Here is a 13,933-nt window from a genome sequence, read left to right as displayed (position 1 = left end):
CAGCTCCCAAAGGGAGCGTAGCCACACAATTTATTGTGTGTTTAGTGGGGATTGGGGAGAGTCCCCAACAAGCAAAATCGCAAGGTGTGTACCACCTTGCCCTGCTTGCCACTTTACTTCAACATTTACACCTACAACTATAAAAGCGCTAATTCTATTAAAATGTTAAAAGAAAAACGCTGCAAAACCGCATTGGTTGCAACGTTTCTCATTCCATATTTAATTGTATTTTGGACATTCATCTGTCCTTTGTTTCGACTTCCTTTATCTCTCTTGCGGTAGCGGTGACGATTTGCAATCCCTTGTCGCTTAGATCATCGAGCAGACTATCAAGCTGTCTGCGCTGCGTGGATTTATCTGTTTCTTTATTTTGAAAAAAGAATTGGTCTACCGATACATCTAGAAGAGTAACAAGTTCATAAAAGATTTGAAGGCTTGGGTGCTGTCCGCTGTTTTCAATGGACGCAATATATCGAGGGGCAATGTTCATTTGGTCTGCTAACTCATTTCTTGATAATCCCTTTACCTTTCGAGCTTCTTTTATGGCTTGACCGAAAGCCTTAAAATCATATTTGATTTTTTCCTGCTTCATATTATTTCACCCTATTACATTTTACTGTTCACCTTACTCCCTTAGATATGATTACACACATCATGGTACTGACTTAAATAAAGCATATTTTTACTTTGCTTTTATCTTGACATAAAAAAACAACCGTGATACACTGTTATAAATTTGAACAAAAAAGGAGGCTTACGTGTGTTAATTCGTATACGCAAATAAAGCAATAAAAAAGCAGAACTATCTATCCACATTGTGGGCTTTTTTCGCTTGCGTTTACGAATAAACACGTGCTTATACATTATGCGACTGTATAGTCGCATAATGTTGGTTTGCCTTGTTTTGTAGTAATGCAGATTAATGCCCTTGTGTGGGTGTTAACCTGCATTTTTTATTGCACAAAAAACAATGAGTTATGCAATAAAAATGTTTGGAGGAATAAATATATGCAACGAAATAAAAATTCATGGAAGAAAGATTATTTTACTATATTGATTGGGCAAGGATTCTCCCTTATTAGTAGTGGAATTTTGCAAATGTCAATTATTTTTTATTTAACAGCAAAAACAGGTTCTGCAATGGTGTTATCCATAGCAACACTGATTGGCTTCTTACCGCAAGCACTTATAGGACCTTTTGCTGGCGTTTTTGTTGACCGGCATAGCCGAAAGAAAGTAATGATTGGCGCAGACTTAGTTATTGCTGTGGCTGGAGGGATATTAGCAATTGTTACTCTCTATATGGACTTACCAATATGGGTAATCATGGCGGTTTTATTTGTCCGAAGTATGGGAACAGCGTTTCATTCGCCAGCATTGAATGCAGTTACACCACTGCTTGTGCCAGAAGATCAACTGACAAAGTGTGCGGGTTATAGCCAAACTATACAAGCCATAGGGTCAATCATTAGTCCTGCTGCTGCCGCGTTTTTATATACTGTTTGGAATCTGAATCATATCGTTATACTTGATATTGTCGGTGCGATTATAGCTTGTATTTCCGTAGCGATTATTACAATTCCTAATCCATCATCAAGCAGCATTGATAAAGAAGAAAATGTCATGCAGGAAATGAAAGCGGGGTACGTTGTCTTAAAAGAGAATAAAGGTCTGTTTGCTTTGCTTTGGATTGGCGCATTATATATGTTTTTTTATATGCCGATTAGTGCGCTATATCCGCTGATGAGTATGGGATATTTCGGCGGAACACCTACTCATGCTTCAATAGCGGAAATCGCCTTTGCTATTGGAATGTTGGTAGGAGGGGTCATATTAAGCGTTTGGGGTGGTTTTAAGAAACGTACTTTTACCATTGGGATATCGGTTCTTATGATGGGAATTAGTGTTACCATATCTGGAATACTTCCACCAAATGCTTTCATTGCCTTTGCGATATCCTGCATGGTTATGGGAGTGTCAGCTCCATTTTATGGTGTGCAAAATGCCCTGTTCCAAGAGAAAATTAAACCTGAATATTTAGGGAGGGTTTTTTCTTTGCTTGGAAGTGTAATGTCATTCGCAATGCCTTTGGGTTTATTGTGTTCTGGTCTTTTTGCAGAACAAATAGGTGTTGAAAAATGGTTTTTGATTTCTGGAATAGGAATTATAGCCATATCATTTTTGGTATTTGTACTTCCCGTAGTACAGTCACTTGATAATCGTACTGTATAAAACAGCCTATGCTAAATTGAGTAAAGGAGGGCAGATTCACGATGGGAGTAATTATTTCTGTGCAATAGCAGGGGCTATTGCACGCTAAAAGTGAGCAACTGAAAAATAGCCTTTGCTAATCCTAAATAACATAGAGTGATTAGGAGATGCAAAATGAGCTATATTAATATATATGACGTTTTGCCAAAAGAAATTGTCGAGCAAATTCAAGAATATGTTGACGGTGTTAAGGTCTATATTCCCAAAAAACCGGATAGTCGTAAAAAATGGGGAAGCAATACTGATACTAAGCAATTGGTGTCATCTCGTAACCAACAAATAAGGCTTGAACATCAAAATGGATTAACCGTGTCCGAATTAGCTCAAAAATACTTTTTGGCAGAAAAAACTATACAGAAAATTGTGTATTCACGACAATCCACTGAATAACACTAAAGCGCCTAAGCCTCTGATAGCTTATGGCGCTTCTTTTTTTGCCAAATAAGATGGAGGAATCAATTTCCAGCCCTGAATGGTATGCTAAAAATATAATAAGGTGTATTGCAGCTAAGCAATTTTAGATATTTGTTCAGGATGGAGGTGTTGTTTTGTCTGGCGATAATAGAGAGATTAATCATTCACTACCTATTCATTATTCTCAAAATTACTTAATTAGTGAAGGATTGATTGATAGATTACTCCAACAGTCAAACATCCATTCAAATGATGCGGTATTTGATATTGGAGCAGGAAAAGGAATATTAACAAAAGCACTACTTAACATGGGTTGTAAGGTTACTGCTGTTGAATTGGATGAAAAAAACATATTGTATCTTAAAAAGCGGTTTAGCAATGAAAAAAGATTCACTTTGCTTCGTGGTGACTTTATGGAATTACCTTTGCCAGACGGAAGCTATAAGGTTTTTTCTAATATCCCTTTTTTTATTACATCAGATATTTTTAATAAGATTACACAAGCAAAGAATCCGCCTCTTGATACTTATTTAATATTACAAAAACAGGCAGCTATAAAATATAGCGGAACAATGGAAACTACATTAAAATCTCTTTTACTTAAGCCCAAATTTAATATGAAGATTATGCACCGGTTTTCTCGCAATGATTTTTCTCCAAAACCAAATGTGGATATTGTTTTGTTGCATATTCAAAAGCGCAAATTTGACGAATTTACCATGAAAGAATTTGAGCTATATCGTGATTTTATTTGCTATTGTTATAAAAATAATAGAACCTTTCCCAAGAGGATCTTTTCGCACAGACAATTAAAAGAACTGAGAATAAGACATGGAATATCAAATTATCAGACCTCTGCAATAGCATATGAGGAATGGATAATATTATTTAAATGCTTTTTACAGTATGTCAGTGACGAAAAGAAATCGCAAGTGACGGGCTCATACAGACAATATCTTTTACAAGATTTCAAACTAAAAAAGCAATTTAGAAGCAGAGAATAAATTACAAAGGTACATAACTAGTCTATTAATAATATATATCTACTGGATAACGGTAAAGAAAAAAAGCCGTCGTACAGTAGACATATCCCTACGCCTATTGCTATCTCAGGATGGCTTTGAAAAATCAGAGCCGTCATTTTGCTTTATTAAATAGGTCTTTGCTTTGAACAAGATGTGGCGGTATCAAAGGAGGTATCGCCATGCTTATTTTTAACTCTCATGCGCCACCCAATTCCTATTCATCAAAAAAAACCTACACCCACCAGCGGGATATTACAGCTACCGATATGAACACACACATCATAAAGTAAATGTTAATATTTCCACTTATGCCCGACTGTATTTTCAGTCGGGCATTTTTGCGTTTATAGTGACTCACTGCCGATCTCCACCGCTGTCCTTTAGATTTCAGCAAACCAAAAATCGAAAGGATGGTAAAACCATGAAAACAATTAATTTGAAAGATTATTACCCCTACTATACACAAGACAATTTTGTTGAAGTGCCTGATGAGCTATTCGCTATTTTTGAGGAATCCACAAGAGCTGAGGCAACATATGAGAGAAAGAAATACCGCTACAAAGCCCACTACTCTCTTGACCGTGAAGATGGAATTGAGCATGACATCTTGTTTGTTTCTCTCTCACCCGATGAAATCTACGAACGTAAGCTTACAAACCAGCAACTTCACGCCGCCATTGCTTCTCTGCCGGACAAGCAGGCAAAGCGAATATATGCTCATTATTTTATGGGCATGAGCAAGACAGCTATTGCAAAAGCAGAAGGGGTAAGTGAAAAAGCTGTCCGCATTGGTATAGAAAGAGGTTTACATACCATAGAAAAATATTTAAAAAGTTTCCTCTAAAGCATGTTCCGTTTTCTATGAAAAAAAGTCAGGGTATATAGAGGAAGGTAAAATCCTTCCCTATGTTCCTTGACAACTGAATATACGATATTTTGAGTACGAAACTTATGTGGCTGAAAAGCAAAGCGATATAATGGGCAGCGCCATGATGACCGTTGTAACACCCTTGCCAAAAAAGGAAACCAAATAATTGATGAGAGCCTTTATGCGCATGGATATTACAGCAGTTGGAGCGATAAATGCAGCCATTAGACCGAACAGTAGCACGTTCGCCGCAATAACACACATAAGGGATAATGATACTTTCTCACGACCTCCCACAGACTTGAGGGGGAGTTCCTGCGGTATGCGTAGCTTTTGGGACAAGCATATACAGTACCTTGGGACTATGATGCCAAGCTAATGGCAGCTCAAAATATCCCCTTGCCGGGGTGCGTGGCAAATATGGCAGACAGATAAAACTAACCGCACCGCACTTTTGTTTTAAACAAATTTGCGGTGTGCTTGGTTTTACTATAAATGATGCAGTGACAAACTTTTCATAAATCGTCGATACGCTTATACTTTATATAAGCAATACACTTGGAGGTGATTGCGAATGGAAAATATCAAGAATGCACCTAATCCTACTGCTACTAATGTTTCACCACCTGAATCTTATGAGAAAACCAAGGCATATCAGGATTTTATCAATGTACTTTCACAGATTATTGAAAAACATGGTTCAGAGGTTTTAGATGAAATTAATCGTGTTGTCTAAAAGAGCAGTGTTTATGGATTGATGTTTTCCAATCATTGATTGGAGGTCAACTATTATGAATCGGAGTGGAAAAAAATGTGTGCTTTACCCTCGTGTAAGTACTGAAATGCAAGTTGATGGATTCAGCTTAGACGGGCAAAAAAACAGCTTAAGACGTTTTGCAGACAGAGAAGAAATGGAGATTGTAGATATTTACGAAGATGCTGGTAAATCCGGCAAATCCATTGAGGGCAGACCTGCTTTTAAACAAATGCTATATGATATTGAAAATGGTTTGGAAATTGACTACATCTTAGTCTATAAGCTCTCCCGCTTTGGCAGAAATGCAGCCGATATTTTAAATTCTTTGGAACACGTTCAATCCTTTGGCGTAAACTTAATTTGCATCGAGGAAGGAATTGATTCCTCGCAGACAAGCGGAAAACTACTAATCTCTGTGTTGTCTGCCGTTGCTGAAATAGAGCGTGAAAATATCATAGAGCAGACAATGAACGGAAGAAAAGAAAAAGCCCGTCAAGGTGGCTGGAACGGTGGGTTTGCTCCTTATGGCTACTACCTTAAAGATAAGCAGCTCTATATCCAAGAAAATGAAGCAGAAGCGATACGAATTATCTTTGATAAATATGTAAATGGCAATATGGGATTTTATAAAATTGCAAACTATCTAAATTTGCAGGGTATTCCAAAAATCAAACGTGCCAACGGTACTCTTTCACAATGGAGTACTCATTTTGTCAGAATGATAATCGACAATCCTGTGTACACTGGAAAAATCGCTTTTGGCAGACGGACAAGAGAAAAGGTCAAGGGCACTAAAAATGAATACCGCCAAGTACACCAAGATGAATACATTATTGCAGACGGTCAGCACGAGGCTATTATAGATGAGGTGCTTTGGAATAAGGCACATGAAAAACGAGATTTAACGGGCATTAAATCCCCGTCTAAGATTGGTCGGGATAGGGCGCACTTATTAAGCGGTATATTGAAATGCCCAAAATGTGGTGGCCCAATGTACACCAATAAACACGCTTGGACAAACAAAGACGGTACATATAAAGAGATTTACTATTATGTGTGCAGTAAGGCTCGCACCGCACGGGGGAAAAGTTGTGATTATAAAGCCATGCTCAAAAAAACTGATATTGAGCCGCTTGTCATTGAGGCTATCAGAGAGCTAATTAAAAATCAGGATTTTGCGGCAGAAATCAAATCAAGGATCGGCAAGGAAATTGATACTTCCACTTTAAACAGAGAACTCAAAAACTATGAAAATAAACTTAGAGAAGTAGAACTCAATAAAACTCGTCTTGAAAATGAAATTGACAGCCTGCCGGAAGATTCCCGTTTTAGAGAACGCAAGCTTCACGATATGACCCTCCGTCTTGATGGGCTGTATGACACCATCGTAGAGCTTGAAGAAAAGATTGAGGATGTAAAGCTACGCCGCAAAGCCGTGGAGCAAGATGCCATCACCTTGGAAAACATCTACACGCTACTAGAAAACTTTGATAAGGTATATGATAAAATCAGCGAGGAAGAGAAAAAATCTCTGATTTCTTCGTTAATCAAAGAAATAGAGATTTTCCCATGTGACGAGGCTGAATTGCCTTTGAAGTCTATTTTATTCAATTTTCCTGTTTATAAAGATGGTGGAGATGTTTGTGGGTTTTTGTGGGATAAAAGTACGCACGTCTCCACGTGAGAGGACATGGACAACATTATCATTATAAAGATGGTAGTGTTAAATGGAAAGATAAGGATCCATACTCGCGTGGTGGAAACAATGAGGAATAACAAAAGCCCCCCCTGGCATAATAATTGATATAATAATGGATATGTTCCCACATACTAAAGTCCACTGTGGATATGTTCCCTCAAAGAGAACTTCAACTAAGAATATTTAGGTTTTTAATTATTGACAGCTATCCCTTCATCTCAAAACATGTTGAGTGCATAGCGTTACTACAAAGGGAAAATCCGTAGAGATTCTGAGATTTAAGCTCTTTCATGACTATTTTGCATTTGAATAAGATGACCAAAATAACAAGCGAAAAGTGCTAAAAAAGCATTTCAATGTTTCGGTGGTGGTTGACCTAGTTAGTGGAGACACAAGAAAATAAGGACAGTTAAGAATCAGCAAGGATAAAAAACCTGCTGATTTTTGCGTTTATGCTTTCAGACTTGTCAAAAGGACAAGTCAAGAATGGTGATTTTGATAATTCTAGAATAGCAAAAATGAAAAGTCTAGACTTGTTATAAAGACAACCTAACTATATAGAGTATAGTTAGATTGATAGAGTTATATTGATATTAGGGGTAGAAAGGGAAATTACTTCTTTTAAAGTGGGATATAAGCTGAAACGGTGGTTTACCGTATTAGGTTAGAATGGAGTAAGAATGATATGACAGGGCTTTTGTTTTGAGGTAGTTATAAAGTAAATTATTATACTTGATATCATTCGTACAGTGGAATATTATATCATAAAAGGACTTCTTTAATTGGAGGTGTTTATTATGGATTATTTATCAGCCAAGGAAGTAGCTGAGAAGTGGAATATATCAAGACGGAGAGTTCAACTACTTTGTGAGGAAGGCAGGATTGAAGGAGCATTTAAACTTAGTGATGTATGGGTCATACCCAAGGATTCTACAAAACCTGCGGATAGAAGAAAAACAAAGAAAGAAGCTAATGAATAATGGTTTACGATAAATAGGGTCGGAGGGTAGATTATATGAAGCCACCTAAGATTTTGGATAATAAGAAACATAGGGTTGTAGATGAGTTAAAAGAGGAACTAAATAAGGGTTCAAAGCTATCTGTTATATCCGCTTACTTTACAATTTATGCCTATGCAGAACTTAAAAAGGAACTTAGCAAGATAGAGAATATGAGGTTCATTTTTACAGAGCCTACCTTTGTACATAAGGACCAGGAGCTTATTCGGGAATATTACATAGAGCGTAATCCCGAAAAGAAAATGTCAGGAAATGAATTTGAAATAAAACTTAGGAATGAAATGAAGCAGGCGGCCATAGCCAAAGAATGTGCCCAGTGGCTAGAAAAGAAAGCAGAAATCAAGTCTTTAAGGCAAGCGAATCCAGCCCAACCAAGACTTGTGTATATAGAAAATCCTGAGGATAATGTTTCAATAAATGGAACAGTTGACTTTACTTCTGATGGACTGGGTATCACTCCTTCCAATAGATTAGACAGCAATATGTGTTTGTACGGCAAAGACTATACTATGAGCTTCCTGCAAACATTTAATGAGCTTTGGGAGGATGACACTGCTGTTCAAGATGTAAAAGACAAGGTTCTTGAGCAAATGCGTATCCTTTATAAAGAGAATACCCCTGAGTTTATCTACTTTGTTACTCTTTACAATATATTCAATAACTATCTTGACGAACTAACCGAAGATAACATTGTTAAAAGCCGTACAGGTTTCAAGGAAACTTCTATCTGGAATAAATTGTATAAGTTCCAGAAAGACGGTGTTATGGGAGCCATTGATAAGATTGAGAAGTACAATGGGTGTATCATCGCTGACAGTGTTGGACTAGGTAAAACATTTACTGCTCTAGCAGTTATTAAATATTATGAATTAAGAAATGATAGGGTTCTAGTTATCGTACCCAAGAAGCTTCGTGAAAACTGGACTGTATATACCATGAATGATAAAAGGAATATCTTTTCTGGTGATAGGTTCAATTACGATGTTCTAAATCATACTGACCTTAGTCGTACAAGTGGCTACTCTGGAGAGATTAACCTTGCTACCCTTAATTGGTCTAACTACGACCTTGTTGTAATCGATGAAAGCCACAACTTTAGAAACAATCCACCAGTCAAAGGGCGTATCACTCGATATGAGAGGTTTATGAATGATATTATAAAGGCTGGCGTTAAGACCAAGGTTTTAATGCTGTCTGCAACACCTGTAAACAATAAGATGAACGATATTAAGAACCAGATAGCATTTATAACAGAGGGCAGAAATGACGCCTTTGCCAGTGTTGGTTTAGATAACCTTGAACTTATACTTAGGAAGGCTCAAGCTGTATTTAATAGGTGGTCTGAACTTCCTGACCCTGAAAGAACAACAGAAACCTTTGTCAATATGATGGACTTAGACTACTTTAAGCTACTTGATACAGTAACTATTGCCCGTTCAAGAAAGCATATAGAGAAGTATTACAACTTAGAAGAAATAGGCAAGTTCCCCACCAGACTAACCCCTGAGAACAGGTATCCTATCATTGATACTAAAGGTGAATTTCCACCTATAGAGGAAATCAATAGACTTATTAAAAAGCTTACCCTGTGTGTCTATTCACCCTTGGGCTATGTTCTTCCCGAGAAGAGAGCTGCTTATGAGAGAAAGTATGATATGACAGTTAGCACGAACAATAGTGTCTTTAGACAGACCGATAGGGAGCAAAGCTTAGTTGGTCTAATGCGTGTTGGAATATTGAAAAGAATGGAAAGCTCAATCAATTCCTTTGCTTTAACTGTTGAGAATATTCTTTATAAGATAGACAAAACCCTTGAGGCCATAGAGCAAAGTCGGCTGGATTATGATGCTGAGATGGATATTAGTGATATAGATATAGACGACCCTGAATATGAGAATCTTATGTTTGGTAACAATGTCAAGGTTTTACTGCAGGATATGGACCTTATAAAGTGGAGGCAAGACCTCCTTGCTGACAAGGACAAGTTGGAAACTATTCTTTTGGAAGCCATAAATGTAACACCTGATAGAGACGCCAAGCTCATAGAGCTTAGAAGCTTAATAGAGAATAAGATTAAGGACCCTATAAACCCAGAAAACAGAAAGGTGCTTATATTTACAGCCTTTGCAGATACGGCCAAGTACTTATATAAGCATTTATCCGAGGAATTTGCCAATAAGGGTATTTACTCTGCTATCGTAACAGGTAGTGGAGATAACCATTCAACCTTGCCTTTACCTAAGGAACTAAGAAGGACGATCAAGATGACTGAAATAAATACTGTTCTAACTCTGTTTTCCCCTATTTCCAAGGAGTGTTCTAAGGTATATCCAGAGGTTAATGAATATATTGATATTCTCATTGCAACTGACTGTATTTCTGAAGGTCAGAACCTACAAGACTGCGATTATCTTGTAAATTATGATATACACTGGAATCCTGTAAGGATTATCCAAAGGTTTGGACGTATTGACCGTATAGGCTCACAAAACAATTATATTAAGCTGGTAAATTTTTGGCCAACCGAGGACTTGGACGAGTATATAAACCTTCAACAGCGAGTTAAGGGCAGAATGGTTTTATTAGATGTGTCAGCCACAGGTGAAGAAAATGTAATAGAAAACAATCCAAGTAAGGAAATGAAGGACCTTGAATACCGTAAGAAGCAACTTAAAAAGCTTCAGAATGAGGTTGTAGACCTAGAAGATATATCAGGAGCTATATCAATTACAGACTTGACCTTTAACGATTTTAAGATTGAACTAATGGAATATATGAAAACCAAGAGAAAAGCCTTAGATGAAGCACCAAATGGAATGTATTCCGTTGCTAAAATAGACGAGAGCATCAGAGATATAGTAAAGCCGGGAGTGATTTTTACACTGAGACAGGTTAAGGGTAAGGAGCAAAGCAAAGAGCAGAACCCTCTATTTCCTTACTATATGGTCTATATCACAGATGACGGAGAGGTACAGCTATCCTTCCTTCATGCCAAGAAGATATTAGATTACTATAAAAAGCTATGCTCAGGTAAAGGCGAAGTGTTAAAAGAGCTGGTAGAGGAATTTAACAAAGAAACCAATGATGGTCGTAGAATGGAACATTACTCGGATTTATTAGAAGCATCGATAGAAAACATAATAGGTAAAAAGCAGGATATTGGAGTATCTAGCCTGTTTAGCAAAGGTGGCACAACCATGCAGAAAAGCCTATTTGACGGCATTGAAGACTTTGAATTGATAACATTCTTAGTCTTGAAAAGCTAATGGAGGAGATAGGTTATGGATATGTACAAGTGCCTAAACATCCCTGATAGCTGCTTTATCGGAAATACGATTTATAAAAAACTATTCTACGAAAATGCTAATCTGTCTACTAGCGATAAGTCGTTATTTACAGATACCATAATCCTGATAGAGCTAAGGCTGAGTTTGCAACCAAAATATTATTTAAGCTGCATTCTGTAATATATACTACTCCTATTCGTAGTTATTATCTAGAAAGGAGTGAGAATTTAGATTAGGTCCTGGATATTTCTATTTGCCTAAATAGTGGTGATACCGATATTTATCAGGGAAAATAAGATGATGGTAGATTGACCTGTATCTTTTATCAAGTTCGTTCTAGACAGACTTTATATAAAATCAACGCTGGTTTTTATGAGAAATACATCTAAATATCCAAAAAAATATTTCGAAAAAATGAGGAGAAAAAAATGAAGAAAAATAATTTATTTATGTATGCGACTAGCGAATTATCTCAAGATGCTTTTATTTGTTGGCTGATGAACTTTGCCCATAAGGATCATCTGAATGAAGATGTAGTACTGACGAATTGTGCAAAGGAATTGCTTTCAAAAATTATAAGGATAGGAGAAGACCTTACTGTCACAGATATAAAGAGGCAGTATAAAAATATTGACGTGTTGCTAGAGGTAAATAGTAAGTATCACATTATAATCGAAGATAAGACATTTAGTGGACAGCATGATGATCAAATTGAAAGATATAGGATGGCACTAAAAGATAAGGGAAAAGATAATATTATCTGTGTTTATTATAAAATAGTGGAGCAAGCCTTTGATGAAAAAACTGATGTCAATATTACTAGACTAGATTTAATCACATTATTTAGCAAATATATAAATAAATCACAGAATAACATTTTCAATGACTATTATGACTATTTACTTGCTATTGACAAAGATGTAAAGAGTTATCAGAGCACTCCTATTGAAGAGTGGCGCATAGATTATAACCATGCGTACAAAGGTTTTTTTACTCATTTAATCAAAGAAGGCATTATTCAAACGGATAGATATTATGATTGGGGTTATGTACCAAATCAATCTAGTGGATTTTGGGGATTGTGGTGGTTTTATCTTAAACGTGAAGAGTTGGACGCTTGTTTCCAAAGTGGAGCATTGGATGATTTATATCTTCAGATAGAAGATAATGTAATTGCTGTTAAAATGGCTAAAACTGAAAGCACTGATAGTACAGTAGCTATTCGTTGGAATTTATATGACTACTTTAAAAGTAAGGCCCCTGAATTTAATAAGAAACCATTCCGCAAAGGTAAATGGATGACGGTTGGGTACATACAATATAATGAAAAAAACTATAAAGAGAAAATTCAGCTAATGCAAGGAGTTATGCAATCCATAGTTGATGGTGATTATAAAAAATGGTGCAATAATATAGGAGTTGTCGAACCTTTACGCGAAACTGATGATACGGATTTAGAATGTGCATTTGAATAGAAAATGAGCTGGTTAAGGTGGTTTTTGTAATCACGCCAACCAGCTTTTTTATTTTCAATCGGTGCAGTTATAAAGGAAAAGTAAGGCAAGTGATGGGGTCGCTAATTTTGTTTTGCCCTAAAAGTATTACCATAAGACGAACACTCCCATGAACCGATTATTCCCCGTGACCTCTATATGCAGGTGCAGGAAGAGATGCTCAGACGAGCTAACCTTCACAGTGGAGCGAATCGGAAGAAACGAGTTTACAGTAGCAAATACGCACTTTCCAGTATTGGGTATTGTTCGAAATGTGGAGATATTTATCGAAGGATTGCTTGGAACAACCGCGGGAAACATTCCACGGTATGGCGATGCGTAAACCGTGTGGAGCATGGCCCTGACTGCTGCGATGCACCAACTGTGCAGGAAGAAGAATTGCAGAACGCTGTGATAAAGGCAATCAACACGGCGCTTGGTGGCAAGGATGAAATGCTTACTGCCTTGGAAAAAAATATAGCGATGGTGCTTGCTTTGGAAGATGAGACTTCGATGGAAAGCCTTGATGCCAAGCTGGAAGAACTGCAGCAGGAGCTTCTAAAACGAGCAAATGCCAGACAGGATTATGAAGACCTTGCTGATGAGATAGACCTTTTGCGAGAACAAAAGCAGAATGCTATGGCGGAGAATGCAGAACGAGAAGGTTTGAAACAGCGAATTGCTGAAATGCAGCAGTTCCTTGCCGAGCAGAGAGGTACAATACAGGTGTATGACGAGCAGGTAGTACGCAAGCTGATAGAAAAGATTACGGTACATGATGAGAAAGTAACTGTTGCCTTTAAATCTGGGATGGAGATTGATGTGAAGATATAAAAAAGAAATAATGCCCTATTAGTTCAAAATCGCTAGTAGGGTCTTTTTGTTTCTTAAAAATAGTTTTCGTAAATTGTAGAATCAAATTGAACACTAAAACTAAATAAAAAGATCCATAGGATTGCATCAATGGTAAAATTAAGCTACGACACAAAATTAACCGGAGGCAATCACTATGGACTACCTAAATAATACCATTAATACCCTACCTCGCGAAAGAGGACAACACTTAAGATTTGAAGATCGATGCGAAATCAAAGTGCTCC

General features: G+C 37.1%; 12 protein-coding genes. 11 read left to right on the top strand and 1 reads right to left on the bottom strand.

The window, feature by feature from the left end:
• Positions 1–238: 238 nt before the first annotated feature.
• A complete protein-coding gene (locus RVY80_RS09715; RefSeq protein ID WP_317330461.1) occupies positions 239–592 on the bottom strand; it encodes a helix-turn-helix domain-containing protein in 354 nt (117 codons plus the stop codon).
• A 416-nt stretch (positions 593–1,008) separates the two neighbouring features.
• Between RVY80_RS09715 and RVY80_RS09710 the strand changes: the two genes are divergently transcribed.
• The 11 genes from RVY80_RS09710 to RVY80_RS09660 all read left to right on the top strand — a co-directional run bounded on the left by RVY80_RS09710 (position 1,009) and on the right by RVY80_RS09660 (position 13,667).
• On the top strand, positions 1,009–2,232 hold the full coding sequence (locus RVY80_RS09710; RefSeq protein WP_317330460.1) for an MFS transporter: 1,224 nt from the start codon (positions 1,009–1,011) through the stop codon (positions 2,230–2,232).
• 153 nt (positions 2,233–2,385) lie between these two features.
• Positions 2,386–2,661: a CD3324 family protein gene (locus RVY80_RS09705; RefSeq protein ID WP_317330459.1), complete on the top strand. Its 276-nt coding sequence runs from the start codon at positions 2,386–2,388 to the stop codon at positions 2,659–2,661.
• Positions 2,662–2,819: 158 nt separating this feature from the next.
• The gene (locus RVY80_RS09700) at positions 2,820–3,689 is read left to right on the top strand and encodes a ribosomal RNA small subunit methyltransferase A (protein ID WP_317330458.1); all 870 of its coding nucleotides are present in this window, start codon (positions 2,820–2,822) and stop codon (positions 3,687–3,689) included.
• Positions 3,690–4,131: 442 nt separating this feature from the next.
• Positions 4,132–4,554 carry an RNA polymerase sigma factor gene (locus RVY80_RS09695; protein ID WP_317330457.1) on the top strand — a complete coding sequence of 141 codons (423 nt, stop codon included), beginning with the start codon at positions 4,132–4,134 and terminating at the stop codon, positions 4,552–4,554.
• 598 nt (positions 4,555–5,152) lie between these two features.
• Positions 5,153–5,314 carry a hypothetical protein gene (locus RVY80_RS09690; RefSeq protein ID WP_317330456.1) on the top strand — a complete coding sequence of 54 codons (162 nt, stop codon included), beginning with the start codon at positions 5,153–5,155 and terminating at the stop codon, positions 5,312–5,314.
• A gap of 55 nt (positions 5,315–5,369) precedes the next feature.
• On the top strand, positions 5,370–7,019 hold the full coding sequence (locus RVY80_RS09685; protein ID WP_317330455.1) for a recombinase family protein: 1,650 nt from the start codon (positions 5,370–5,372) through the stop codon (positions 7,017–7,019).
• An 812-nt stretch (positions 7,020–7,831) separates the two neighbouring features.
• Positions 7,832–8,014, top strand: a complete 183-nt coding sequence (locus RVY80_RS09680) for a helix-turn-helix domain-containing protein (RefSeq protein ID WP_317330454.1) — start codon at positions 7,832–7,834, stop codon at positions 8,012–8,014.
• A gap of 35 nt (positions 8,015–8,049) precedes the next feature.
• Positions 8,050–11,319, top strand: coding sequence for a helicase-related protein (locus tag RVY80_RS09675; protein ID WP_317330453.1), 3,270 nt, complete (start codon positions 8,050–8,052; stop codon positions 11,317–11,319).
• Between the two features lie 15 nt (positions 11,320–11,334).
• Entirely contained in the window at positions 11,335–11,520 is a 186-nt protein-coding gene (locus RVY80_RS10240; protein ID WP_411040811.1) for a DUF4391 domain-containing protein, read from the top strand.
• Positions 11,521–11,768: 248 nt separating this feature from the next.
• The gene (locus RVY80_RS09670) at positions 11,769–12,815 is read left to right on the top strand and encodes a PD-(D/E)XK nuclease family protein (RefSeq protein ID WP_317330452.1); all 1,047 of its coding nucleotides are present in this window, start codon (positions 11,769–11,771) and stop codon (positions 12,813–12,815) included.
• Between the two features lie 177 nt (positions 12,816–12,992).
• The gene (locus RVY80_RS09660; protein ID WP_411040810.1) at positions 12,993–13,667 is read left to right on the top strand and encodes a recombinase zinc ribbon domain-containing protein; all 675 of its coding nucleotides are present in this window, start codon (positions 12,993–12,995) and stop codon (positions 13,665–13,667) included.
• The last annotated feature ends 266 nt before the right edge of the window (positions 13,668–13,933 follow it).

This window comes from Veillonella absiana, assembly GCF_032970865.1.
Classification (GTDB): domain Bacteria; phylum Bacillota; class Negativicutes; order Veillonellales; family Veillonellaceae; genus Veillonella; species Veillonella absiana.
The sequence above is the reverse complement of the archived record's forward strand: the minus strand, read 5'-3'. Positions and strand labels throughout refer to the sequence as shown.